The 25023-nt window shown below is 73.8% G+C and carries 21 protein-coding genes; 17 read left to right on the top strand and 4 right to left on the bottom strand.

Translation table 11 applies throughout. The features are described 5' to 3' along the window. The first annotated feature begins 166 nt into the window (after window positions 1–166). The 17 genes from EDD93_RS33740 (at window position 167) to EDD93_RS33665 (ending at window position 20485) form a co-directional block, all read left to right on the top strand. On the top strand, window positions 167–889 hold the full coding sequence (locus EDD93_RS33740; RefSeq protein WP_123529847.1) for a LuxR C-terminal-related transcriptional regulator: 723 nt from the start codon (window positions 167–169) through the stop codon (window positions 887–889). Window positions 890–1033: 144 nt separating this feature from the next. After that, window positions 1034–4210 carry a DUF11 domain-containing protein gene (locus EDD93_RS33735; RefSeq protein ID WP_123529845.1) on the top strand — a complete coding sequence of 1059 codons (3177 nt, stop codon included), beginning with the start codon at window positions 1034–1036 and terminating at the stop codon, window positions 4208–4210. Further along, window positions 4207–4911: a DUF4255 domain-containing protein gene (locus tag EDD93_RS33730; RefSeq protein ID WP_123529843.1), complete on the top strand. Its 705-nt coding sequence runs from the start codon at window positions 4207–4209 to the stop codon at window positions 4909–4911. Before EDD93_RS33735 ends, EDD93_RS33730 begins: the two co-directional genes overlap by 4 nt. Window positions 4912–5012: 101 nt before the next feature. Continuing rightward, window positions 5013–7028 carry an ATP-binding protein gene (locus EDD93_RS33725; protein WP_260256145.1) on the top strand — a complete coding sequence of 672 codons (2016 nt, stop codon included), beginning with the start codon at window positions 5013–5015 and terminating at the stop codon, window positions 7026–7028. A 159-nt stretch (window positions 7029–7187) separates the two neighbouring features. After that, window positions 7188–8741 carry a phage tail sheath family protein gene (locus EDD93_RS33720; protein ID WP_123529839.1) on the top strand — a complete coding sequence of 518 codons (1554 nt, stop codon included), beginning with the start codon at window positions 7188–7190 and terminating at the stop codon, window positions 8739–8741. Window positions 8742–8775: 34 nt separating this feature from the next. Continuing rightward, window positions 8776–9216: a phage tail protein gene (locus tag EDD93_RS33715; RefSeq protein WP_024494932.1), complete on the top strand. Its 441-nt coding sequence runs from the start codon at window positions 8776–8778 to the stop codon at window positions 9214–9216. After that, window positions 9213–9707: a zinc-ribbon domain-containing protein gene (locus EDD93_RS33710; RefSeq protein ID WP_123529838.1), complete on the top strand. Its 495-nt coding sequence runs from the start codon at window positions 9213–9215 to the stop codon at window positions 9705–9707. The genes EDD93_RS33715 and EDD93_RS33710 overlap by 4 nt, the downstream gene beginning before the upstream one ends. Continuing rightward, window positions 9704–9862 carry a DUF6760 family protein gene (locus tag EDD93_RS39800; protein WP_185092612.1) on the top strand — a complete coding sequence of 53 codons (159 nt, stop codon included), beginning with the start codon at window positions 9704–9706 and terminating at the stop codon, window positions 9860–9862. The genes EDD93_RS33710 and EDD93_RS39800 overlap by 4 nt, the downstream gene beginning before the upstream one ends. Before the next feature lie 2599 nt (window positions 9863–12461). After that, the gene (locus tag EDD93_RS33705; protein ID WP_123529836.1) at window positions 12462–12953 is read left to right on the top strand and encodes a hypothetical protein; all 492 of its coding nucleotides are present in this window, start codon (window positions 12462–12464) and stop codon (window positions 12951–12953) included. A gap of 31 nt (window positions 12954–12984) precedes the next feature. Beyond that, entirely contained in the window at window positions 12985–13410 is a 426-nt protein-coding gene (locus EDD93_RS33700; RefSeq protein ID WP_123465434.1) for a phage tail protein, read from the top strand. A 54-nt stretch (window positions 13411–13464) separates the two neighbouring features. Then, window positions 13465–14187, top strand: a complete 723-nt coding sequence (locus tag EDD93_RS33695) for a LysM peptidoglycan-binding domain-containing protein (RefSeq protein ID WP_123529834.1) — start codon at window positions 13465–13467, stop codon at window positions 14185–14187. Then, on the top strand, window positions 14184–15998 hold the full coding sequence (locus tag EDD93_RS33690; protein ID WP_123529833.1) for a VgrG-related protein: 1815 nt from the start codon (window positions 14184–14186) through the stop codon (window positions 15996–15998). Before EDD93_RS33695 ends, EDD93_RS33690 begins: the two co-directional genes overlap by 4 nt. Window positions 15999–16140: 142 nt before the next feature. Beyond that, window positions 16141–16458: a PAAR domain-containing protein gene (locus tag EDD93_RS33685; RefSeq protein ID WP_123529831.1), complete on the top strand. Its 318-nt coding sequence runs from the start codon at window positions 16141–16143 to the stop codon at window positions 16456–16458. After that, the gene (locus tag EDD93_RS33680; RefSeq protein WP_123529829.1) at window positions 16458–16880 is read left to right on the top strand and encodes a GPW/gp25 family protein; all 423 of its coding nucleotides are present in this window, start codon (window positions 16458–16460) and stop codon (window positions 16878–16880) included. The genes EDD93_RS33685 and EDD93_RS33680 overlap by 1 nt, the downstream gene beginning before the upstream one ends. Beyond that, entirely contained in the window at window positions 16880–18838 is a 1959-nt protein-coding gene (locus EDD93_RS33675) for a putative baseplate assembly protein (RefSeq protein ID WP_123529827.1), read from the top strand. Before EDD93_RS33680 ends, EDD93_RS33675 begins: the two co-directional genes overlap by 1 nt. Further along, complete coding sequence (locus EDD93_RS33670) at window positions 18835–19398, top strand: phage tail protein (RefSeq protein WP_123529825.1); 564 nt, start codon at window positions 18835–18837, stop codon at window positions 19396–19398. The genes EDD93_RS33675 and EDD93_RS33670 overlap by 4 nt, the downstream gene beginning before the upstream one ends. 310 nt (window positions 19399–19708) lie before the next feature. Continuing rightward, window positions 19709–20485, top strand: coding sequence for a zinc ribbon domain-containing protein (locus EDD93_RS33665; protein WP_260256074.1), 777 nt, complete (start codon window positions 19709–19711; stop codon window positions 20483–20485). A gap of 49 nt (window positions 20486–20534) precedes the next feature. On the opposite strand, the gene EDD93_RS33660 is transcribed toward EDD93_RS33665, so the two are convergent. From EDD93_RS33660 to EDD93_RS33645, 4 genes are all read right to left on the bottom strand, one after another. Then, on the bottom strand, window positions 20535–21224 hold the full coding sequence (locus EDD93_RS33660) for a haloacid dehalogenase type II (RefSeq protein ID WP_123529821.1): 690 nt from the start codon (window positions 21222–21224) through the stop codon (window positions 20535–20537). A gap of 96 nt (window positions 21225–21320) precedes the next feature. Next, window positions 21321–22085, bottom strand: coding sequence for a phosphatase PAP2 family protein (locus tag EDD93_RS33655; protein WP_123531565.1), 765 nt, complete (start codon window positions 22083–22085; stop codon window positions 21321–21323). Window positions 22086–22090: 5 nt separating this feature from the next. Further along, entirely contained in the window at window positions 22091–23044 is a 954-nt protein-coding gene (locus tag EDD93_RS33650; RefSeq protein ID WP_123529819.1) for a YihY/virulence factor BrkB family protein, read from the bottom strand. Next, the gene (locus EDD93_RS33645; RefSeq protein WP_123529817.1) at window positions 23045–24799 is read right to left on the bottom strand and encodes a diacylglycerol kinase family protein; all 1755 of its coding nucleotides are present in this window, start codon (window positions 24797–24799) and stop codon (window positions 23045–23047) included. Window positions 24800–25023 lie beyond the last annotated feature (224 nt).

Raw genomic sequence — 25023 nt, 5'->3', positions numbered from 1 at the left:
CTCGTGCCCACGACCCTCTGCTCACGAACCCTCCACACTCCCTCCGTTCACGAACCTCCTGCCCGCGAACTCTCACCTCATGACCGTCTTCTCACGCACCGTCTCCGCGCAAGCCCCCAGCTCACGAACCCTCAGCCCACGGACTCATGAAACAGGAACTGCACCCATGACCTGCCCAGAGCAGTACAGTCCGGCCGCGTCCGTCACCACACCACGTCTGTCCACCCAGGCACCGGCCGCGCACCGGACCTCCCAGACCGACCGCCCGGACCAGGTGACAGTCGCCGTGTACGCCGCCGATCCGGTCCTGCACGTCGGTGTCGTCCAGCAGTTACGCCGGCGGCCCGAGATAAGTCTGCTCGACGACGCCGATGCGGAACAGGCCCAGGCCTCGCTGGTCGTCGTCGACACCGTCGACGACGACGTGGCAGCCCTGTTGCACCGGCTGCGGCACAACACCGCCACCCGCACCGGCCTGGTGGTCGGCACCCTCGGCGCGGGCGCGCTGCAACGCGTCATAGAGTGCGGCGTCTCGGCGGTGCTGCGGCGTGCCGACGCCGACCAGGACCAGCTGCTCCACCTCGTCCTGGCGATGGCCAACGGCGAGGGCGTACTCCCCGGTGACCTGCTCGGCAAGCTGCTCACCCACGTGGGCAGCCTCCAGCGGTCGGCCCTCGACCCGCGGAGCCTGTCGCTGTCCACACTGACCACGCGCGAGGCGGACATGCTGCGCCTGGTGTCGGAAGGCCTGGACACCGTGGAGATCGCCCGCAAGACCGCGTACTCCGAACGGACCGTGAAGAACGTCCTGCACGAGATCATCACGCGGCTGCAACTGCGCAACCGGGCCCACGCGGTCGGCTACGCACTGCGCAACGGGCTCATCTGACGGCGGCCGGTACGCCGGCGCTGCCCGAAAGCGCACCGAACGTTTCCCCCGGGTACGTCTCCGCCGCCCTGCCGCACCGTACGCGGACCCGGCAGGGTGGCGGGGGACAGCCCGATACCGCACCAGACAGCGAGGTGGACCGTGATGCGCACCGCCGGCCCCGGTGGGCGGTTCCGCCCGGGAAGACTCGGGGCGTCGTTGCTGCTCCTGATCCCCCTGCTCGCGGTGACAACGGCCTCGGGGGAGGGCAGCGCCGAGCCCCGGGTGCAGGCGGCCGACGCCGCCGCCACCCGGATCGCCTACGCCGGCACCCGCCACCGCAGCCTCGGGCAGGTGGAGAGCGACACCCACAGCGCACCGCTGTTCGGCGAGGGCCCCGCACACTTCGACCTCCAGCCGTCCGCCCTCGGGGACCAGTTGGTCTTCGCGAGCCGCCGCGACGAGAAGGCGCCGCAGATCTACCTGCGGACCGCCGACGGTTCGGTGCGCAAGCTGACCAGCGGCCGTTACGCCGGGCACCCCCAGCTGACGCCCGACGGCAGGTCCGTCGTGTTCGACTCGGCCGAACCCGGTGGCGCGGACGGCCGCAAGCAGCGCGATCTGTGGACGGTGCGCACCGACGGCACCGGCCTCACCCGGCTCACCGACACACCCTGGGACGAGGAGTGCCCGACGGTCTCCCCGGACGGCCGGCGCCTGGCGTACTCCGGCGGCGACGACGCGGCGGCCGGCATGCAGATCTACGTACGGCCCCTGACGGGCGGCGCCGCGACCCGGGTCACCGACCCCGCCAACGGCGCGGCCACCGAACCGGCCTGGAACCCGCTCGACGATGCCGCGCACCGCGACCTGATCGCCTACACCTCGGCCGGGCCGCCCGGACCCCGGCTGCGGGTGACCGACGGGCGCACCGACGGGCCGCTGCTGGGGGGCGTACAGGCCGACTGGCGTACCCATGGGGCAGCGTGGCTGCCCGACGGGAACGACGTGCTGTTCCTGAGCCCCGACCGCACCTGCGACTGCGAGGGCGACTGGGACCATGTGTTCCGGGTGACGACGCATTCCGCCGGCACACCGGTGCTGAAGCTCAGCGAGGACCGCGAGGTCGAATCGCCCACCTGGACCGGCACGGTCGACGACGGCGGTGTGGTGGTCGAGCGCGTCTCGGCCGCCGGACCGCACGAGGTGACGCTCCAGGACGCCCGTTCGGACGGCTCCGACCCCCGCGACCTGGGGGTGACCATCCTCAACGAGGACCCGGCCGCCGACACCGACACCGATCCCACGCACGACCCGCTCTTCCGGCCCACCACCGGGGACCCGTGGACCGAGCGGCAGAACTACACGCCCGACGGCCGCAGGATCGTGGTGACCCGCTTCGAGGGCGAAGCCGGCAACCGTGTCGAGCGGATCTGGATGGTGGACGCAGACGGCTCCAACAAGGCGTACATGAAGCTCGACGAGCGCGGACCGAACGACTGGGACACCGACCCGACGTTCTCCCCGGACGGCAAGTACCTCGCCTTCACCCGTACGTCGCCCGGCGGCGTCGGCGACGCGGCGGGCCCCAGCAGCATCCTGATCGCGGACGTCGCGACCGGAGCCATCCGCGACCGGGTCACCGCGCCGGCCGGGCAGCCGCAGGGCGGTGACGCCCAGCCCACCTGGTCCTCCGACGGCACCACCCTGGCCTTCACCCGCAACCAGGTGATCGGCGGGGGCGGCGGCAACAAGCACATCTGGACCGTGCCGGTCAACGACCTGAACGCGCAGCGGGACCTCAGCGCCACGGCGTGCCCCGGCGACTGCGAGGTCATCGACGACAGCCCGGCGTTCTCGCCGGACGGGCTCAGCATCGCGTTCAACCGCAAGAACGGCGGCGGCCGGAGCGACCAGCGCAACGGCATCCTGCTGGCGACCCTGGCGGACGGCGGCTGCCAGGTGCTGCTGCCCGAGGCCGCCCACAACCTCCCCGACGGCTGCCGCCAAGAGCTGCCGGACACCTCGCTCACCGGCCCCTTCCAGCCGCGCGACGCCGCCTGGACGGCCGACGGCACGGGCCTGGTCATCAGCTCCCGCGAGGCCCTCCCGGCCAACAGCCCCGAGAAGCTCTACCTCCTGGACGTCGCGACCTGCGCCCTCAGCCCGCTGACCACCGGCCTGCCGGGAAGGCAGAAGGAACCCAGCGTCCAGCAGTCCGTGGACCTCGCGGTCCACGCACCCGGCAACATCCCGGCGGTGGCCGTCGGCCGCTCCAGGACGATCACCGTCGACGTGGTGAACAGCGGCCCCGCCGCGTCCCCCGGCACCCGGCTGACCATCGCCCCGCCGCCCGGCGCCCGGATCAGCAGGCTGACCTGGCCCGGAGGCACCTGCGACGCCGCCTCCCTCCAGTGCGACGTCGGAGTGGTGCGCCCCGGAGACACGGTGCCGGTGAGCGTCACCCTCGTCGGGGTCACCCCGGGCGACGCACCGTTCGACTGGTCGGTCACCGGCTCCGTAATCGATCCGCAGCCCACCGACAACACCGGCCGGACCGTGGTCCCGGTGCGCGAGGACACCCCGCCCCCGACGACGCCACCGCAACCGCCGACACCCACCCGGGCGCCTCCCACCACCGAGCCGCCCCCCACCACCGCACCGCCCACCGTGCCCCCGGCCCCGCCCGAGCCCGCAGCCGGACCCGGGGTAGGCGTCACGGCGCAGCCCAACCCCGGCTACGTCGGCGGCCGCGTCGTGGTGACGTACACCGTGCGCAACGGCCGCGAAGCACTGGCGACCGGGCTGCGCCTCAAGATCGGCCTGCCCCGGTCCGTCCCGGACAGCGGGCCCCCGGCGGGCTGCGACAGCTCCTGGGTGTGCGCGCTGCCCGACCTGGCCCCGGGCGCGAGCACGGTCGTCCGTGTCGTCCTCAGCCCCGACAAGGCGCTGACCGGCAGCGTCACCGGCCTGCTCACCACCACCGGCACCGACGCGGACAAGAGCGACAACACCGCCCGGCAGCCGCTGCGCATCCTCCAGCCGCGCATCGTCGCGGTCCCGCCGATCGGCAAGCCCGGCTTCGTCACCTCGGTGCGCGGCAAGGACTTCCCGCCGGGAGCGCCGGTGCGGTTCACCTGGAAGCCCGGCATCACCGCGGCGGCCGCGCCGACCGTCCCGAAGCCCGACGGCACCTTCATCGGTCAGCTCCTCATCCTCGCCAAGGACGAAACGGGGCCGCGCGTCATCACGGCCAGGGGCCCCGGCTTCTCGGCGGTGAAGACCGACTTCCTGGTGGTCATCGGCAACTGGCAGCCGCCCGGCGAGATGACCCGCCGGTGATCCACGAAGTCGACGAGGCGATGCGCCGGCTGCTCGGTGAGTCCGGACTGGAGGCATCGGGCGTCGAGGTGGTCTTCGACGCCCCCACCAAGGACTGGGCGGCCCGCCGCAACGCCCCCACGGTCTGCGTCTTCCTGTACGACATCCGGGAGGACGCCACCCGGCGCGGCAGCGGCGCGGGAGAGGTGTACGACGCGGAAGGACACCTGGTCGCGCGCCGCACCCCGCCGCGCTGGTTCGAGCTGACCTACCTGGTCACGGCGTGGGCGAGCCGCCCGCAGGACGAGCACCGGCTGCTCTCCCAGGTGCTCGCCTGCCTGGTGGCCACCGACACGCTGCCGGCCCGGCTGCTCACCGGCACCCTCGCCGAACTCGGCCTGACCGTGAGCCTGGACACCGCCGGGGGCAGGCTCGACGCACCGTCCGCGTCGGACGTCTGGTCGGCGCTCGGCGGAGAGCTGAAGGCCTCCCTCGGGGTACTGGTGCGGGCACCACTGGCCGGAGTGAGCACCGTCCTCGCACCCCCGGTCACCGAAGGGCTCGTCGTGCGCTCCGCCGCCCGCAGCCAGGAGGGGGAGGCCGTGCCGGGACGGCGGCTGCGCTATACGGGGACGAGCGAGGCGGGCCCGGACGGCTTCGCCGGACCGCGCGAGCGGCGCCCCGCCCCCGCGCGCCGCCGCAGGGGAGACCGCCAGCCGTGACCCGCAGCGCCGAACCCGCAGTCCTCGCCGAGCCTTCGAGCAGGCGCGGCACCGAGCCCCCCGCCCCCGCCGGAGAGGCCCACCTCTGGGCCCGGCTCCGCCTGGTCGAACAGCGGGTACGGCAGGCGGTGGAGGACCGCCGGGCCGTCGACCCCGACCCCGACGACCCCTACCGGGGCCAGTACTTCACCCCCGAGGCGATCACCCGCATCCTGGACGAACCGGGCGGCCTCGGCGTACCGGCGAAGGAGCCTTGGCAGCCGCCTCCCGGCTCCGTGCTCGAAGGCCTCGCCGTGCGGTTCGGCCTCTCGCCGCTGGACCTGGACCTGCTCCTGATCGCGGTGGCGCCCGACCTGGACGCGCGGTTCGAACGGTTCTACGGGTACCTCAACGACGACCTGACGCGCCGCCGCCCCACGGTCGGGCTCGCCCTGGAGCTGTGCGGGCTGGCCGGCGCGGCCGCCGCCCGCTTCCGGCTCGCCCCCGGAGCACCGCTCGTCGACGGCGGTCTGGTGCGGGTCACCGAGCCGGAACGGCCGCCGCTCTCCCGCGTCCTGGCGGTCCCCGACCGGGTGTCCGGGCACCTTCTGGGCAACGCACACCCCGACGTCGTGCTCGCCTCAGTGCTCGGCGAGACCGGTGAGGACCCGACCGCCGACGCGGCGGAGACCCGGCGGGCCGCGGCCGCCGCCCGCACCGGCTCCGGCCTCGTGCACCTGCGCAGCAGGGGCGGCGACGCCGAGGGCCTGGCCACCGCAGCCCTGCGCGCGGCCGGGCTGCGGCCGCTCGTCCTGGACGCGGTGGCGCTGGCCCGGCGCTCCGGCGAACTGCCGGAACTCGCCCGGGTCGCGGCCCGCGAAGCCCGGCTGACCGGCTCGGGGGTCGTACTCGGCCCGGTGGAGGCGCTGCCCGCCGAACCCGTCGAACGGGCCAGGACGCTGGGCGTGCTGTGCGCGGCGCTGCGGGGAATCCCGCTGCTCACGCACGGCACCACCGGCTGGGACCCGGCGTGGGCCGCCGACGCCCCCGTCGTCCTGACCGTGGCGGCGCCGTCTCCCGAACGGCAGGCGGCGCGCTGGCGGCACGCCCTGGACCGGGCTGCCGGTGAGGGCTCCATGACCGGCGACGCCGATGCGCTCGCCAGGGCCGTCTCCGCGCACCGTCTGGACTCCGGCCAGTTGCGCCGCGCCGCCGACGCCGCGGTGCGCACGGCCGCCCTGACCGGCGGGCCGGTCGGCCCCGACGATCTGCAGAGCGCCGTGCGGGCCCAGAACGGCGCCGGGCTCGAACGGCTCGCCCGCCGGGTGGAGCCGGGCGTCGGCTGGGACGACCTGGTGCTCCCGCCGCCCACCCACCGGCGGCTGCGCGAACTCGCCCTGCGGGCCCGCCACCGCGAACAGGTGCTGGGGCAGTGGGGGATGCGGCCCGGCGGCGGCCGGGGACGTGGCGTGATCGCCCTGTTCGCCGGCGAGTCCGGCACCGGCAAGACCATGTCCGCCGAGGTCGTCGCCGCCGACCTGGGCATGGACCTGTACGTGGTGGACCTGTCCACGGTCGTCGACAAGTACGTCGGGGAGACCGAGAAGAACCTGGAGCGGATCTTCACCGAGGCGTCCGCGGTCAACGCGGTCCTGCTCTTCGACGAGGCCGACGCGATCTTCGGAAAGCGTTCGGAGGTGAAGGACGCGCACGACCGGCACGCCAACATCGAGTCGGCGTACCTGCTCCAGCGCATGGAGTCCTTCGACGGGATCGCCGTCCTGACCACCAATCTGCGGGCCAACCTGGACGAGGCCTTCACCCGCCGCCTCGACGTGGTGGCGGACTTCCCGGTGCCCGACCCGGGCCAGCGCCTCGCCCTCTGGGACCGGTGCCTGGGCGGCCGGCTGCCCCGCGCCGACGACCTCGACCTCGCCTTCTGCGCCGACCGCTTCGAACTCGCCGGCGGCTCGATCCGGGCCTGCGCGGTGACCGCGGCGTACCTGGCGGCGGAGTCCGGCACGCCGCTCACCATGCGCCAGGTGGTGACCTCGGTCGTGCAGGAGTACCGCAAGCTCGGGCGGCTGGTCCTGGAGGGCGAGTTCGGCCCGTACATGACCGAGGCCGCCGGCGCCTGAGGCGCGCGTACCGCCTGGCCCGGACGGTACGCGCGGGGCGTCCCGGAAAGGCAGCGGCCTTGCCCCCGGCCAGGTCCGCGAGTCCCTGTCGCCGGGACGGGCCGGCAGCGAAGACTCGGCCTGGACACAGGTGACCCGTAAGGACGCGAAGGAGCGAGTATGCCGACGTACCTCACCCCGGGTGTGTACGTGGAGGAGGTGCAGTCCGGTGCCCGACCGATCGAAGGGGTCGGCACCGCCGTCGCCGCGTTCGTGGGGTTCGCCCGGAACGGGCCGTTCCACGCACCGACACTGGTCACCTCATGGGACCAGTACACCCAGCTTTTCGGCGGATTCGCCGAGGGCACCTACCTGCCCCACGCGGTCTACGGATACTTCGCCAACGGCGGGGGCGCGGCCTACGTGGTCCGGATCGGCGGACCCGCCGAGGGCGCATCGCCGGACGACGGCGCCCAGGGGGTGCAGGCCAGGGCGGCGGAGCCGGTCGAGCTCGGCGGCTTCCTGATCGCGGCCAGGCCCGGGATCACCGGGGTGTCGGTGGAGATCGCCGACGCGGACGGCGAGAACCCGCCCGAGGACCGCTTCAAGGTCCTGGTCCGCCAGGGCGACAAGGTCGTGGAGACCTACGAGGCCTCGACCCGCAAGAACGTCAAGGGATACCTGGTCACCCAGGCACGTTCCTCCAGCCTGATCGCGGTCACCGAGCAGCGCAACGCCACCCAGAGCCGGCCCGCGGGCCAGACCGTGGCAGTGCCCGACGCCCCGGCCGCGCCCGCCACGTCCGGCTCCGGCGAGGTCGAGCGCCTCGACGCGTCCGAATACGTCGGCGACGTCGCCGCCCGTACGGGGTTCGGCGGCCTGGAGGCCATCGACGAGATCACCATGGTCTCGGTCCCCGACCTGATGAGCGCCCACCAGCGCGGTGACATCGACGCGGAGGGCGTACGAACGGTGCAGCTCGCCGTGATCGCGCACTGCGAGCAGATGGGCGACCGGGTGGCCATCCTGGACAGCCCGCCCGGACTCTCCGCCCAGCAGGTGCGCGCCTGGCGCAACGACGAGGCGGGCTACGACTCCCGCTACGCCACCCTCTACTACCCGTGGGTGCGGGTCTTCGACCCGGCGGCCGGACGCAACACCACCGTCCCGCCCAGCGGTCACATCGCGGGCGTGTGGGCGCGCAGCGACGCCGAGCGGGGCGTGCACAAGGCGCCCGCCAACGAGGTGATCCGCGGCGCCGTGGATCTGGAACTCCGGCTCAGCAAGGGCGAGCAGGACCTGCTCAACCCGATCGGCGTGAACTGCGTGCGCGCCTTCTCCGGCCGGGGCGTCCGGGTGTGGGGCGCCCGCACCCTCTCCTCGGACCCGGCGTGGCGCTACCTGAACGTGCGCCGGCTGTTCAACTACCTGGAGGAGTCGATCCTCCTGGGCACCCAGTGGGTGGTCTTCGAGCCGAACGACGACCGCCTGTGGTCGAGCATCCGGCGCAACGTCACCGCGTTCCTCACCGAGGAGTGGCGCAGGGGCGCGCTGTTCGGCCGCACCGCCGAAGAGGCGTTCTACGTGCGGTGCGACCGCGACAACAACCCGCAGGAGTCCATCGACCAGGGCCGGGTCATCTGCGAGATCGGCGTCTCGCCGGTCAAGCCCGCGGAGTTCGTGGTGTTCCGGCTGGCTCAGTTCTCCGACACCACCAGCCTCATCGACGAGTGACCCGCGGGTCAGCAAAGAAAGGTGACAGACAGCCATGGCAGAGGGCGATGCTCTTTCCACCCACGTCTTCGGCGTGCAGCTCGGCGGCTACCTGGTCGAGTCGATTCAGGAGATCAGCGGGCTGACCGTCGAGGAGGAGGTCGTCGAGGTCCGTCAGGTCAGCGCGGAGGGCAAGCAGATCATCCGCAAGCAGCCCGGCGCCCGGCAGGCCGGTGAGGTCACGATCACCCGGGGACTCGACCAGAGCAGCGAGTTCACCTCGTGGATCAAGGAGACCCTGAACAAGGGCGCCGTGGACGCCGCACGGCAGAACCTCACGATCGAGATCAAGGACTCCGAGGGCAGCACGGTCCGTCGCATCCAGCTGATGCAGGGCTGGGCCTCGAAGTGGGAGGGCCCTTCGCTCAAGGCGGGCGAGTCCGCCGCGGCCACCGAGTCCGTCACGATCGTCTTCGAGGAGATCGTCGTCGAATGAGGCGTCGTACGGTGTCCGCGGGCAACCTGGAGGAGATCCTCCAGGCGACGGAGCCCGCCCCGGTGCCGGAGCAGGCGGCGGCCGCCCCCGCCGCCGCCCCGGCCCCCCGGGAGGACCACAGGCTGCGCACCGAGTTCGAGTTCGAGCTCCCGCGCGGATACGTGGACGAGGCGGGCACGGTGCACCGGCACGGCTCGATGCGCCTGGCGACCGCCCGTGACGAGCTGCGGCCCCAGATCGACCTGCGGGTCAAGGAGAACCCGGCGTACCTGAGCGTGGTCCTGCTCAGCCAGGTGATCACCCGGCTCGGCGCGATCACCGATGTGCACGCCGGGGTGGTGGAACGGATGTACGCCACCGATGTGGCGTTCCTCCAGGACTTCTACCGCCGCGTCAACAGCGAGGGCCACACCCGGGCGGCGGTGACCTGCCCGCACTGCGAGGGCGGCTTCGAGGTCGACCTCTCGGGTGGGCGCCTGGGGGAATCGTGACGTACGCCCTTCCCCGGCTCCGGGAGGAGATCGCGTACATCGCCTACCACTTCCACTGGCAACGCGAGGAGATCCTCGACCTGACGCACGGCGAGCGCCAGGAGTGGGTATCCGAGATAGCCCGAATCAACACCCGTGTGAACGAAGGCGGTTGAGCGCATGGCATGGCGCGACAGGCTGCGCCGCCGGACTGCCGGACCCGACACCGCGGCCCGCCCCCGGCCCGCGAAGCCCGCTGCGGCGGCCGGCCCCTCCGGCGACGGCCCGTACCGGGGCGCACCGGCCGGTCCGGCTGCCTCCGTGCCGGGCGACTGGGACGGCGGCTGGCGCAGCACCCCGCCGCAACAGCTGACGGTGGCCCGCGCCCCGCTCGGCGTCAGCGACGGCCTCGCCTTCCGCGACGGCCTCGCGGCCTGGCAGAACCCGTCGTTCGACGCCGGCCTCGGCCATGCCGTGCTGCCCACCGCCCCGACCGGCCTGGTGCGCGGCGTCACGCCCCCTGCCGCCCCGCAGCCCACCCGCACCGGCCGGGGCCCCCTGCTGCTCCGGGCCCTGCGCACGGAGCAGCCGAACGCGGCCGAAGGCAGCCCACCCGGGTCCGGTGCCCCGGACGCGGTGAGCGCGACCGGCGGTACGCGGGCCCCGGCCGCCCGGACACCGCAGATCTCGCGCCGGACCCGTCCGGGGGCGGCGACGAGATCAGCGAAGGCGACGGGAACCGCGACGTCAGGAACGGGCCCCGGCCCGGCGCCCGCAGCGGCGGCCCGTCCCGACGGCAGCATCCCTGCGGGGGACCGCCGTTCGGCTGAGCCGTCTCGCACCCGTGGCCTCACATCGATGGATTCCCCCGCCACACTCCTTCCGCCGCATCCACCTGGCCGGAGGGTGGCGGACCCGGCGGCCAGTCCGGTCGTGACGCCCACGGACACGGGTGCCACCCCGAGCCAGGCCGCTCCCCGCATCCCGCTGGTACGACGCGTGTCGGTGGTTCCGGGCGCGGTCGCGGATGCCGCCGCGGCCCGGCCCGCTTCCGGCGCACGCGCCTCGCGGACACCACCGGCAGTGTCCGGACCGGCTCCGGAGCGCGCGTCCCGGCCGACCGCCGGTTCCGGCAGCCGTACGTCACCGGGCCCGGCCGTCCAGCGCGCGGCACAGGGGACACCGGAGTCACCGGCCACGCGGCGAGGCGGACAGCCGCAGCCGTCCCGTGCCCCGGGGAGCGAGGTGTCCCACGAGGCCGTACGGCCCCGCCCGGTCGGGCCGCTGCCGACCGTCGCCCGGCGTCCGGCCGGGCCCGTGCGCCGGCTCCCGGCCCTGCGACCGGCCACCGTGCTGACTCCCGGGAACCGGGCCACCCCGCAGGCACCCGGGCCCGATGTCACCGCAGGCCCGCCCGCCGGGGCCGGGACGCACGCGGCGGACCCCGTACAGCGAGCCGTCGTTCGCGCACCACTCGGCGCACCGATGAGCGAACTGCCTGCCACGTCGAAGCCGTTGGCGGCGGACGCCGTGGCGGTTCCCCCGACCGGACCCACCCGGCCCACCGCACCCGCACCCACGGGCCCCACCGCACCCACGCCCGGTCCGGCGCTCCCCGTGGTCCAGCACCACTCGGAGACCACGCCCGGCAGCCCGGCCCCCGGCACACCGAGCGCCCCCGCGATGAAGGCCGATGCCACTGCCCGGACCCAGGCCCGTCGCCCCGGGGCACGAGCGCGCGGCGGCCTGGGCGCGCCGTTGTCCGAGCTGCCCCCCAGCGCGGGCCTGCCGGGCGCCACCGCGTCCGGTACGCGCCCTCCCCGTACGGCACCCGTTCCGGACGTTCAGCGTGCTCCGGCCCGACAGGACCGGGCGTCCGGGGCAACTCCGGCGCCGCCCACGACGGATCGGAACCGGTCCAACGCCGCTCAGGCGCCGCTGCTGGGTACAGGGGACGCTGCGCGGGCAGGTACACACGGCGGCGCTGCGGGAGCGGCGGGCTACGCAGGGAACACGCGCCGTCAGGAATCAGCCTCGGGCGGTTCCGGTTCCGGTTCTGGCCCCGGCTCCGCCTCTCGCCCCGACTCTGTCCCTGACCCCGCCTCCGGCCCCGGCCCCGGCCCTGTCGTCTCCCGTGCCCTCGCGGCAGAGGGCGTAAGCGCGACAAGCAACGCAGGCACCACAAGCAACCCAGGCACCACGAGTACCGCGAGTACTCCAAGTACCGCGAGCACTCCAAGCACCAGAAGTACCGACGGCACCACGAATAACGCCGCCTTCGCAGCTACCGGGCCCCTGACCACGGTCAGCCCGCGCCCCGTCACCGTGACCCGCACCGGAGCACACGCCACCCCGGTGGCCGCGCCCCGCACCCTCTCGCTGCTCGCCGCCCGCCCGCTCAGCCTGAACACCCGGGCCCCGCAAGGCGTGGCAGCCCCCGCCACCCCCCGCGTCGGCGGCCCTCCGGTGGTGGCGGCGCGCTGGCCCGGCGCACCGGCTCCGCAACGCAGCGGCCCCGGACAGCCGTCACCGGGTCCGTCCGCGACGACCCGTGCCACGCCGCACATCCAGCGGGCGGCCACCGGACGCTCCGGTGCGCGGCCGGCAGAAGAGGGGCGCGGCGTACGGAGCAGCGGCACTCCGGAGTCCGCCCGGCGCATCCCGGTCGTCCGTCCCGCGCCGTCCCTCCGGGGCCCGGCCGGGGGAGGGACACCGGCAGGCCCGGTTGCGGCAAGTGCCGCACCAGCGGGGCCCGTACCCGTACGCCCCCTGCCGGTGACCGCCCCCCAGGCGCAGGCGCTCGCCGGCCGCCCCCCGGTCGCACCGGCCCCGGCGCGGGCGTCCTCGGGCACCGTCCCCGTCGTCCGGCCCCGGGCCGCCACGCCGACGAGCCCGAGGCCTGCGACGGGCGGGCCCGGCCGGGCCGGGCCCCGGATCCAGCGCGACGTCGCCGGAGCGGGCGACGGCTTACCGCCCAACGGCTCCGTATCCCACAGCCCGGCGTCCAACAGTCCCGCACCCGGCAGCCCCGCGTCCAGCGGCCCCGTCTCCAACGGCACACCGGCCGGCCCGGAGCCGGAGCGGTCGGGCAAGGCACCGGCCGCCGTTGGCAGGGACGCGGCCGGGCACGCCGGGTTACCGCAGGGCTCCGGCGCCGAACTGGACGAGCTGGCGCGCCGCCTGCTCGACCCGCTGGCCCGGCTGCTGCGCACCGAACTGCGGCGTGGCCGGGACCGCACGGGACGCCCCTACGACGGACGCCGCTGAGACCCGAGAGCACCGAACGGATGACGGAGCAATGACAGACAGCATCTTCGCGACCAGCGTGTTCTTCCGGCTCGCGATCGCCGGGAACGACCTCGGGGCCTTCCACACCTGCTCCGGCATGGGCGCCGAGGTGGAGATGGAGAGCTATGCCGAAGGCGGCAACAACGGCTTCACCTGGCAACTGCCCGGACGCGTGACCTGGTCGAACATCACGCTCACCAGGCCGGTCACCGCCGACACGGCGAAGATCGGCCGCTGGCTCGACGAGACGCTGCGGCGGGTGGAGCCCAAGGACGGCGAGATCGTGGCGCTGAAACCTGACCTGACCAGGATCATCAGCTGGCAGGTGTTCGGGATCGTCCCGGTCCGCTGGCAAGGCCCGTCCTTCGATCCCGCCCGGTCGGAGGCCGCGGTGGAGACCCTGGAGATCGCCCATCAGGGGCTGCGTCCCTCCTGACCCGGCCCCCTTCCCCGCCAGCCCCCGTACCCGCACCGGAAAGGAACTCCAGGCATGTCGCCAGCGGTGCGCTCCAGCAGGGCCAGAGCTCAGTTGATCCTCAAGGAGCCCCCGGCCTCGGTCGGCGCGAAGCCCGGCGGGACGGTCGCGCAGCTCGACCTGCAGTTCAACCCCTCCACCCTGGAACTGCGCAAGACCGCCGAGTGGCGGCGCTCCCCGTCCCGGATGGCCGGGCAGTCGGCGCTGCCCGAGTTCGTCGGCAGCGGACCCCGCACGCTGAGCCTCGAAGTGTTCCTGGACGCCACCGCCACCCACGACAACTCCGTGGAGCAGGCGGTGGAGAAGCTGATGAAGGCGTGCGTGCCGACACCGGCCAGCCTGGGCCGCAAGAAGCCGGCCAGCCCGTGGGTCAGGTTCGAATGGGGCACGGCGCGGACGACCGCGTTCGACGGGGTTCTGTCGAGCCTGTCGGTGAGTTACACGCTGTTCGACGTGGACGGCAAGCCGCTGCGGGCCACCTGCGGGCTGTCCATCGAGGAGGCGAGCGTCGACACGGCGGGCCAGAACCCGACGTCCGGCGCCCGCACCGCCCGCAGTACGCACACGGTCGTGGCGGGCGACAGCCTCGCCATGCTGGCCTGGCGGGAGTACGGCGACCCGACGGCCTGGCGGGTCATCGCGGAGGCGAACGCGATCGACGACCCGATGGCTCTCGCGCCCGGCACCGAACTGGTGGTGCCGGCACTGCTGGACACGGACAGCCTGGAGGAACGGTGAGCACAACCGAGGCACAGGGCAGCCGGTCGTTCGCGGCGGACCCCGTCGTGGAGACGCCCGCCGAGCTCCCCAGGGTCTGGGCCGCCCAGCTGGTGAGCTGCGTGGTGGACGAGAACGTGGGCCTGCCCGACGCGGCGGTGCTCACCTTCCGCGACCCCGATCACGAGTTCCTCCAGGCGACCGGCATCACCATCGGCACCCCGCTGCGGGTCTCGGTGGTGACCGCCTCGGGGCAGGCGCGTGAGCGGCTGTTCGACGGCGAGGTGACGGCCCTGGAGCTGGACGGGGACCGCACCGGCTCGTTCACGGTGGTGCGCGGGTACTCCAAGGCGCACCGGCTCCAGCGGGGCCGCAAGGTGGTCGCGTACCGCAACATGACGGCGGCCGCGATCGTCCGCAAGGTGGCTGCCGGGGCCGGTCTGGCCTGCGGAACCGTGCAGGCCGCACCGGTCACCTACCAGCAGCTCTCGCAGGCGAACGTGTCCGACTGGGACTTCCTGCAGTACCTGGCCGGCGAGAGCGGCGCGCAGGTCCGCGTGGACGACAAGGGACTGCTCCAGTTCACCAGGCCGCAGAAGGCGTCCGGCGCGCCCGCGCCGTCGACCTCGGCCACCAAGAACCCGATGGTGCTCGAGTACGGCCGCAACCTCCTCGCGCTGCGGGCCTCGCTGTCGGCGGCGGACAGCGCTGCGTCGGTGGAGGTGCGCGGCTGGGACGTCACGACCAAGCGGCCCCTGGTGGCCCGGAACCCGTCGGTGGTCAGTGACACGGCGGTGCCCGGTCTGAGCCCGTCGGCGAACGCCCGCTTCGGCAAGGCCAAGGTGACCGTCACGGACACCCCGTACCGCACTCAGGCCGAGACGGCGGCGGTCGCGGATGCGACGGCCGCCCAGGTCAGCGCGGGCTTCGGGGAACTGGAGGCGCTGGCCGAGGGCAACCCCCGGCTGCGCGCAGGCAAACCGGTGGCTCTCGGTAACGTCGGGCAGGCGTTCTCGGGCCGGTACACGGCGACGGCCGTACAGCACGTACTGGAGCCGCACGAGGGCTACCGCACCACCGTCTGGGTCGGCGCGGGCCCGGACCGCTCGCTGACCGGCCTGGTGACCGGCGGGGCGGGCCGTGGTCCCCGGATGCCGGGTCTGGCGATCGGCGTGGTGACGGACGTACGCGAGCCGGCCGGGGCCGAGCGGGGGGCGGTACGGCTGAAGTTCCCCTGGCTGGACGACAGTTACGTGACCGACTGGGTGCGCACCGTGCAGTGGGGCGGCGTCGGAGGAGGAGGGATGGTGAGCGCGGAGGTCAACGACGAGGTCCTGGTCGGGTTCGAGCAGGGACTGCTGGACAGCCCGTACGTCATCGGGGGGCTGTACAACGGAGTGGACCAGCCCTCGCCCCACGACGTCCCGCTGATCGACCGGACCAGCGGCAAGGTCAACCGCCGTTCGGTGGTGTCGCGTTCGGGGCACCGGGTGGAACTCCTGGACGCGCGGGCACCCGGCCCGTCCGGACTGCGGCTGATGACCGCCGACGAGCGCCTCGAAGTACGCCTCGACGACCGCCGGGACCGGATCGAGCTGACCGTGTACGCGGGGCGCGGCCGCCCCCTCACCTCCGTCGTGCTCGACAAGGACGGCATCACCCTGGACGCCAAGCTGGGCAAGGTGAACGTGCGGGGCAGACAGGTGGACATCGACGGCACCGACGGAGTGCGGATCGGGGGCCGTTCCGTGCGGGTCAACGGCACTACGGACGTCACCGTCGACGGCGGACTGCTGGGCGTCCTCAAGGCCCGGCTCATCCGGATCAACTGAGACGCCGCCACCTGTACGGACCCACCGCAGCACCCGAAGCGCCGCCGGCACCCTCAGTACCCGGCCCGCCCGACCCGCCCCACTCACCTGACCGAATCCGCGACCGGCCTCCGGGCCCAGGACCTTCCGCAAGGAGTGCCGCATGCCAGCCGCAGCCCGTACCGGCGACCCCACCAGCCACGGCGGTGTGATCGCCACCGCGCCGCCCGGCGCCGCCGCCGCGGTGATGCGTGTACTGATCGGCGGCCGCCCCGCCGCCGTCGTGGGCAGCCTCCACACCTGTCCGATCCCCCCGCACGCACTGCTGGGGCCGGCCAACGTGATCCTGCCCGACCCGGCCGCGCTCGCCAACGGCACGGTACTGATCGGCGGGCTGCCGGCCGCGCGGGCCGGCGACCGTACGGCGTGCTCCGGGAACATCCTGACCGGCGCCCAGAACGTCCGCATCGGGGGCATGTGATGAGCGAGCGGTTCATCGGGCGCGGCTGGGCGTTCCCGCTGCGCGTCGGACCGACCGGCGGGATCGCCATGGTCGAACGCGAGCGGGAGATCGAGGAGGCGATCCGCCTGGTGCTCGGAACCGCGCCAGGCGAGCGCCCCATGCGCCCCGAGTTCGGCTGCGGCATCCACGACTACGTCTTCGCCCCCGGCAACGGCGCCACCGCCGGCCGCATCGCGCAGCAGACCCGCGAGGCCCTGGAGCGGTGGGAGCCGCGCATCGCGGTGGACGACGTGGTGGTCGCCTTCGACGCCGTCGAGGACGGCACCCTCTACATCGACGTGCACTACACCGTGCGCTCCACCAACGACCGGCGCAACCTGGTCTTCCCCTTCTACACGATCCCCTCCGAGGAGGAGACCGAGGAATTGGTGGCGGACTGATGGCTCTGGACTTCCCCAACCTGGACGACCGGCGGTTCCAGCAACTCGTCGACGAGGCGAAGCGGTACGTGCAGCAGCGCGCCCCGGAGTGGACCGACCACAACGTCTCCGACCCGGGCGTCACCCTCATCGAGACGTTCGCCTACCTCGTGGACCAGCTGCTCTACCGGCTGAACCGGGTCCCGGACAAGAACTACACAGCGTTCCTGGACCTGTTGGGCATCTGCCTGTTCCCGCCGGCCGCCGCCGGTGCCGACGTCGACTTCTGGCTGTCGGCCCCCCAGCCCGAGACGGTGACGCTCCCGGCAGGCACCGAGGTGACCACCGTGCGCGGCGAGACCGAGGAAGCCGTCGTCTTCACGACCACGGACGAACTCCACATCGTACCCAGCGAGTTGACCAAACTCGTCACCGCGCCCCGGACCGGTGAGCAGAGCGACCGGACCAGGACGCTCGCCGAGGGGCTCGACGTGCCCTGTTTCCAGGCGACCCCCGAGCCTGGCGACGCGCTCCTGTTCGGTCTGCCGGCGCCGGTGCCGCGCTGCGTGGTCGCGGTGCGCATGGACAGCCGGGTGGAGGGCATCGGCGTGGACCCGCGCCAGCCCCCGCTGGTCTGGGAGGCGTGGGACGGCGGCGGCTGGCGCGAGTGCGAGACCGGCGCGGACACCACCGGCGGACTGAACCGCCCCGGCGAGGTCATCGTCCACGTACCGGCCGGGCACACCGCCTCGGTGATCGGCGGGACCAGGGCCGGGTGGCTGCGCTGCCGCGTCACCGAGCCCGAACCGGGCCAGCCGTTCTACTCGGAGTCCCCGACGGTGCGCGAGGCGGCCGTGTTCACGGTCGGCGGCACCATGTACGTCGAACACGCGGAGACGGTGACCGACGTGCCGCTCGGCACCTCGGAGGGCGTCGCCGGCCAGACCTTCCGGCTCGGCCGCCCACCGGTCCTCCTCGACGGCGAGCCCCCGGTGGTGGAGGTGTCCTCGGGCCAGGGGTGGCGCCGCTGGGAGGTGGTGGAGCACTTCGGCCGCTCCGGCCCCGCCGACCAGCACGTCCGGGTGGATGCCACCACCGGCGAGTTCACCTTCCCCCCGGTGCTGCGCGAGCCGGACGGCACGCTGCGCCAGTGCGGCGCCGTACCGCCCAAGGGTGCCCAGCTGCGAGTGGCCCGCTACCGCACGGGTGGCGGCCCTGCCGGCAACGTCGCACGAGGCGTGATCTCCGTGCTGCGCAGCTCCGTGCCGTACGTGGCGCGGGTCGACAACAGGGAGGCGGCGCGCGGCGGCGTCGCCGGTGAGACCATCGCCAACGCCAAGCTCCGGGCGCCGGACGCGCTGCGGATGCAGGAGCGCGCGGTGACCGCCGAGGACTACGAGATCATCAGCCGCCGCGCCGCGCCCTCGGTGCGCCGGGTGCGCTGCATCCCCGCCGGGGACGGTGCGGGCGCGGTGCGGGTCCTGGTCGTTCCGGACGCGGTGGCCGACGACGGCGACCGGCTCCGCTTCGAGCAGCTCATCCCGTCGGACCAGGTACTGCGGGCGATCACCGAGGCCCTGGACGAGCGACGCCTGATCGGCACCCGCCTCGTGGTGGAGCCGCCCGTCTACCAGGGCGTCACCGTCGTGGCGAGGCTCGCGGCGGCGCCCGGGGACACGGACCGGGTGCGCGAGGCGGCGCTCGACGCGCTGTTCCGGCTCCTGAACCCGCTGCACGGCGGCCCGGACGGCACGGGGTGGCCGTTCGGGCGGCCGGTGCAGTACGGCGAGGTGTTCGGCGTACTGCAACGCGCCACCGGCAACGCGCTCGTGGAGGAGATCCGGCTGTTCGCCGCCGACCCGACGACAGGGCGCCGGGGCGCGCCTGCGGACCGCATCGACGTGGCCGCGGGCGCGCTGGTCTTCTCGTACCAGCACCAGGTGGTCGTCACCGCCATCGAACCGGAGGTACGGGGATGAGCCGCGCGGCCGTACCAGGTCTGCCCAGCAGGTACCCGATCGGCGAACAGCTCCCCGCCATGTACGCCGACGACGACTTCGCGCAGCGGTTCACCGGGGGGCTCGACACCGTGCTCGCCCCGGTGTTCGCGACCCTCGACAACCTGCCCTCGTACTTCGACCCCCGGGTGGCCCCGGCCGACTTCCTGGCCTGGCTGGCGTCGTGGGTGGGCGCGGTCGACGATCCGCGGTGGCCCGTGGAGCTGCGCCGTGAGGCGGTGGCCCACGCGGTCGAGCTGCACCGTCGGCGCGGTACCGGACGCGGCCTGGTGGACGGGCTGCGGCTCGGCCTCGGCGTGAACGCCGTGATCGCCGGGGACGGCGGTGCGGTGTGGTCGCGTACCGCCGGAGCCGAACTGCCGCCGGAACCGTCCGGCGAGATCGTGGTCCGGGTGTGGCCGGGCCGCGAGGCGGCGGTGGACGTGGACCGGGTCAACGAGATCGTCCGGGCGATGTGCCCGGTGCACACCGTCTGCCGGGTGGAGGTCCTGCCCGGCCCGCCCGCCGATGAAGGGAGGTGACGCCGTGCGCGCGTGTCCCACCTGCGGGGCGTCCAACGGTTCAGCGGACGACTTCTGCGGCAACTGCGGCGCCTACCTGGGCTGGTCGGAGACCGAACCGGCCCCGAGCACGCCGCCCGCGAACACCCAGGCCCCACCGGAACCCACCCCCGAGGAGACCACCGCCCCACCGAGCAACCCCACCCCACCCCCACCGAGCCCCACTGCCTCATCCACCACCCCACCACGCACCACGGTTCCACCCGCGCCCACGCCCGGACCAGGTCCGGCCCCGGCCGCACCCGCCCCCGAGGCGCCGGCGCGGGAACCCGTGCTGCCCGTGCTCCCCGCGAAGCCGGTCGCGCCACGCCCCGTCGTACGGCCCGTGGCGGCGCCGGAAGAGGCGGCCGGGGTGCCCTGTCCGGCCTGCGCCACGCCCAACCTGCCCGGCCGGCGGTTCTGCCGGCGCTGCGCCGCTCCGCTGAACCCCGCCGCGAAGCCCGCACCGCTGCCGTGGTGGCGGACCGTGTGGCCGTTCCGCCGCCGCCGGGCGCGGGCGAGTTCCGGCCGGGTGGTCCGGGGCCTGGTGATTCTCGCGGTGCTGCTGGCCCTGTGCGCGGGAGGGCTCCTGCTGCTGCCTGCCGGGCGCGCCCTCATCGAGGACACCAAGGACAAGATGGGCAAGGCCAAGGCGGTGACCCCGGTCGGCATCGCCGCGAGCGCGGAGATACCCCGGCACCCGGCGAAGAACACCACCGACGGACTGAACAACCGCTACTGGGGCGCACCCGGGCCGCGGGCCTCGGTGACGTACACCTTCGGCAAGCCGTTCCGGCTGGTCGACGTGCTCATCACCAACGGGGCGTCCAAGTCCGCGGAGGAGTACGCCCGCCAGGGGCGCGCACTCCGGATGGACCTGGAGGTGACCACGCAGGACGGCGACAAGCACACCAAGCAGATCACCCTCAGCGACAAGCCGGGGTCGCAGCCGGTGCCCACCGGGATCAGCGACGTGAAGACGGTGCGCCTGGTCCTGTCCTCGCCGGCCGGTCTGACGAAGGGCCGTCACCTGGCCCTGGCGGAGGTGGAGTTCTTCCAGCGGGGCTGAACCGGAGCCGGAGAGCGCCGCCCCGTACGCACCGGCGGCGGGGCGGCGCTCAGCCGACGCCGAGCTGTTCCGCCAGGTCGGCCAGGCTCTCGGCGTACAGGTCGAACCGGTCCGATCCGGCGGGCGGATCACCGACGGGACGGGCGACATAGGCGGTGCGCAGCCCCAGCGCCTGCGCACCGCGCAGGTCCCACGCATGGGCGGCGACCATCAGCAGCCGCTCCGGCGGCCGGCCGGACACGGTGACGGCCAGCCGGTAGACCTCGGGGTCCGGTTTGTAGCTCCGGGCGTCCTCGGCGGACAGGGCCTGGTGCCAGCGCAGTCCGGCGTGGGCGTTGAGCCCGAACAGGGCCGTCCGGCCGGCGTTCGACAGCCCGATCAGCGGGTACCGCCTCGCGAACCGGGCGAGGCCGGCCGCGGAGTCGGGCCAGGGCGGCACCCGGGTGCCCGACAGCGCCAGCTCCGCCACGGCGTCCGGATCGTCGCAACCGGCCGCGCCGGCGACCGCCTCGGCGGCCTCCCGGTCCAGGGCGTCGCTGGGCAGATAGGGCCGGCTGCCGTCGAGGACGCGGCGCTGTTCGCGCTCGATGTGCCGCTGCCACAGGGACAGGAGCCGCTCGACCCCGGAGTCGTCCAGCGACGGGTCCAGCCGGCGGATGCCCGCGCGGATCCCGGCGGGTTCGTCGACGAGTGTCCCGAGCACGTCGAAGACGAGGGCATCGATCTCTGGCACTGACATGAGGGGTCGTCTCCTGGAGGAAGTGGATGCGTGCGAGCGGCTGTTGGCCGAACAAGGCACGATGTCCCCTGATTCCCGGCCGGGACGATGGAGGCCTCACCGCTCCGGGGCGGCCTCGGGCAGCTCGGGCTCCAGGCCTTCGGCCATCCCGCTCCGGCGACGGCCGGAGTCGGCGCGCCAGGCTTCGAAGGCCCAGGCGGTCGACGCCACCACGGCGAGGCCGAGCAGCCAGCCGCCGACCACATCGCTGAACCAGTGGACACCGAGTGCGACCCGGGTGAAGCCCACTCCCAGCACCGAGAGCACCGCCACGCTCCAGCAGACGACCCGCCAGCCGCGCGGCACCAGCGGCAGCAGCACGAGCAGCAGGACGGCGAACGAGGTGGTCGCGGTCATCGCGTGGCCCGAGGGGAAGGAGAAGCCCGGCGCCTGGGCCACCGGGTCGGCCAGGGAGGGCCTGGCCCGTTCGACGACCGTCTTGACGAGCAGCCCCGTGAGCCCGCCGGCCACGGCTGTCACGGCGGACCAGGCGGCCAGCCGCCAGGCACGTCGCCGGAGCAGCCAGATCGTCAGCAGTGCGACCGCGCAGCGCAGCGTCGCGGGGTCCCAGACCCGGTCGGACAGGAAGCGAAGGGTGCTCGTCCACGCGGGGTGGGCGAGCGCCGTGCTGTGCAGCCGCCTGGCCGCGCCCGAGTCCACGGCGTGCAACGGGCTCCAGCGGCTCTCGACGAGCACGAGGAGAAGGGCGAAGGGGACTGCGGACACCGCGGCGACGGCGGCGGCGGCGAGCAGACGTACGCCGAACCTGCGGTCTGCGGCACGGCGCGGGTGTTCACGGAGCCGCACGGTACTGGCGCGCATCACATTCACGCTCCCGGATCGGATTTGACAGGGCCGGGCTGCCTGGCGCGGGCCGCCTCCAGCTGCGCGGCGAAGGACAGCCCGAGGAACAGGGCGATGGAGGTCAGATAGGCCCACAGGAGCAGCGACATGAAGGCACTCAGCGGGCCGTAGACGGTGTCGAAGGATCCGCTGAGCGAGAGGTAGAGGCTCAGCAGCCAGGTCAGCGTCGTCCACAGCACCAGGTAGAGGGCCGCCCCGAACGCCAGCCATGTGTAGCCGGGTTGCCGGCGACGCGGGGAGCGACGGAAGATCGCGCTCGCCGAGATGAGGGCGAGCAGCAGCCCGCACGGCCAGCGCAGCAGGTCCCAGGCGTGCCTGGCCCCGTCGCCGAGACCGTAGACGCTCACGGCGGCCGCGACGAGGTCGCCGCCGACCACCATCAGGACGAAGCCGAAACCGAGGGGGATACCGGCGGTCAGGGCCATCAACAGACCCCGGGAGTACTTCTGGTGGAAGGGGCGGTCGCGTTCGTTTCCGTAGATCCGGTTGGCCCCGCGTTCTATCTGGCACATCGCCGTCGTGACGTTCACCAGCGAGAAGGCCAGGCCGAGCCAGAGAGTGAGCTGGGAGCCGTCCCCGGCATGGCGCCGGCTCCGCTCAAGCGCGTCGTCGACCACTTCGGCACTCGGCCCGGCGGCGATGCGGTGAATGGTCAGTTCCGCCAGCTGGCCCACGTTCTCCGTGTGCAGTGAGGCGGACAGCCCGACGAAGGCGATGACGAGGGGAATCACGGAGAGGACGGTCTGCAGGGCGAGCGCGCGGGAGTGGCTGAAGCCGTCGGCGTAACGGAAGCGGATGAAGGAGTCCCGGACCAGCGGCCAGCGGCCGTAGCGGCGCAGGGCCGCCAGTGCCTCGTCGGCGGAGAGCTCGTCGCCCGTCATGTCGCGGGTCTGCGGGACCCGGGTCGCGGTGCCCATTCACTCGCTCCTCGTCGGCAGAAGCGCGCTCAGGGCTCCGGGCCTGACCTCGGCGATGAGCAGCCGGCCCGGTCGCACCGGGTCGCCGTCGAACTCGCGCGGCTGCGCCGACGCGAAGCGGAGTTCGGCACGGCGGAAGGTGAAGTACTCCACCGGGGTGCCGTGGCCCGTGCTGTCGGCGGCGGGGAAGCTGCCTTCCCCGGACGGGCGGGGCGGCTTCGACCGGCCGCGCAGCAGTATGCCGCCGGCGCGCAGCCAGCCGCCGGGGCCGCGCGGGTCGAAGACGGCGAGATCCAGCAGTCCGTCGTCGGGTTCGGCGGCCGGGACGAGGGCGGCGCCGCCCTGGACCCTGCCGATGTTGGCGAGGAGGACCATCCGGGCGGTGCGGTGCAGGACCGGTCCGTTGTCGAGCCGGATCGACACGGACATCCGGGGCGCTCGCAGGCTCCTGACACCGGCCACCACGTAGGCGGGCCAGCCGATGGCGGACTTGGCGGCGTCCCCGGTGTTCTCCAGCATCGCGGCGTCCAGGCCGGCGCCGGACATGGCGGTGAAGTGGGTGGCCGGGAGGGAGTCGCCCTCGATCCTTCCGAGGTCGACCGGGCGGACGCTGCCCGACAGCGCGGCGTCCAGGGCGGCCGCCGGAGTCAGGGGGAGGCCCAGGTTCCGGGCCAGCAGGTTGCCGGTGCCGCACGGCACCACGGCCAGCGGAACGCCGGTGCCGGCCAGCGCGTCCGCCGCCGCCCTGATGGTCCCGTCCCCGCCGCAGACCACGACCAGCGACGCGCCGTCCCGGACGGCGGCAGCGGCCTGCCCGCCGCCCGGGTCGGCCGCGGTCGTGGAGACGAACTCCACGCAGTGATGGCCGTGTTGCTCCAGGACCAGCCGCAGGGTCTCGCGCTGCGTGTCGTCGGTCACCGTCGGGTTGACGACCACGACGGTGTGGCCCGCGACGTGCTCCGTGCGTTCGGCGGTGGCCCGCAGTGCGATCTCGGCGGCGTTCGACGGCGGGGGAGTGGGAGCGCCGCCGCCGCTCATGAGGGTGCGCCCGACGATCAGCAGCGACAGCGTTCCGTTCAGCAGCCCGCCGAGTACGTCGGTGGGATGGTGCATCCCCCGGTAGAGGCGTGCGACCGCGACCACCAAGGGTATGAGCAGGAGCAGCCCGCCGACGGCCTTCCGCCAGGGGGCCCGCACCCGGGAGAGCACCAGCACGGCGAGACCGGCGTAGAGCGCGGTGGCGGCGCCCGTGTGCCCCGAGGTGTAACTGGACGTCGGCGGCGAGGAGTCGAGGCGCTCCACCTCCGGCCGCTCGCGGTCCACGGACACGCTGATGACCAGGAACACCAGTGCCTGGAGCGAGACGGAGACAGCGAGGAAGACCGCCTCGCGCCACCTCGGCAGCCGGGGCAGGAGGATCAGGCCCAGACAGGTGAGCGCGGTGAGAACGACCACCGTGGCGGTGTTGCCGGCCTCCGAAGCGATGAACGACACGTCGTTGAGGGGGCCGGTGCGCAGCCGCTCGAACCCCTCGTTGACCCGGTCCTCGGCGGTCAGGGGCCAGATCCCACTGGCGGGGCCGGTGATCAGGAGTCCCAGTCCGACCATCAGCGCGGCCTGGCAGACGGTCAGCGCGCCGATCCGGGCGGCGGCCTGGCCGCTGCCGCTGGTGAGAGCCGGTGAGTGTCCGGGCCGGGAGGGTGTGGGCGGTCTCGTGGTCCGGTCGACCGGTCTCTGCGGCAGGTTCGCAGGCATGGCACTCCCAGCGCTCGGCGTAGTGGGTCGGTGGTGACGGCGTCGGTGCCGGCCGGGGGCCCGGCCCTCCGCCGTCTGCCCAGAAATCCGTCGGTCAGCCATGCGTGCGGATTCCGCGCTCCGGGCGGTCGCCGTGCGGGCCGGTGCGCCGGGGCGGCGGATCGCGAGTGCGGCGGAGTCCGGGTGTGCGGCTCTTCGCAGGGGGTACCCGGGACGACGTACCG

Source organism: Streptomyces sp. 840.1, from assembly GCF_003751445.1.
Classification (GTDB): domain Bacteria; phylum Actinomycetota; class Actinomycetes; order Streptomycetales; family Streptomycetaceae; genus Streptomyces.
This window is presented reverse-complemented; position numbering and strand designations above follow the sequence as displayed.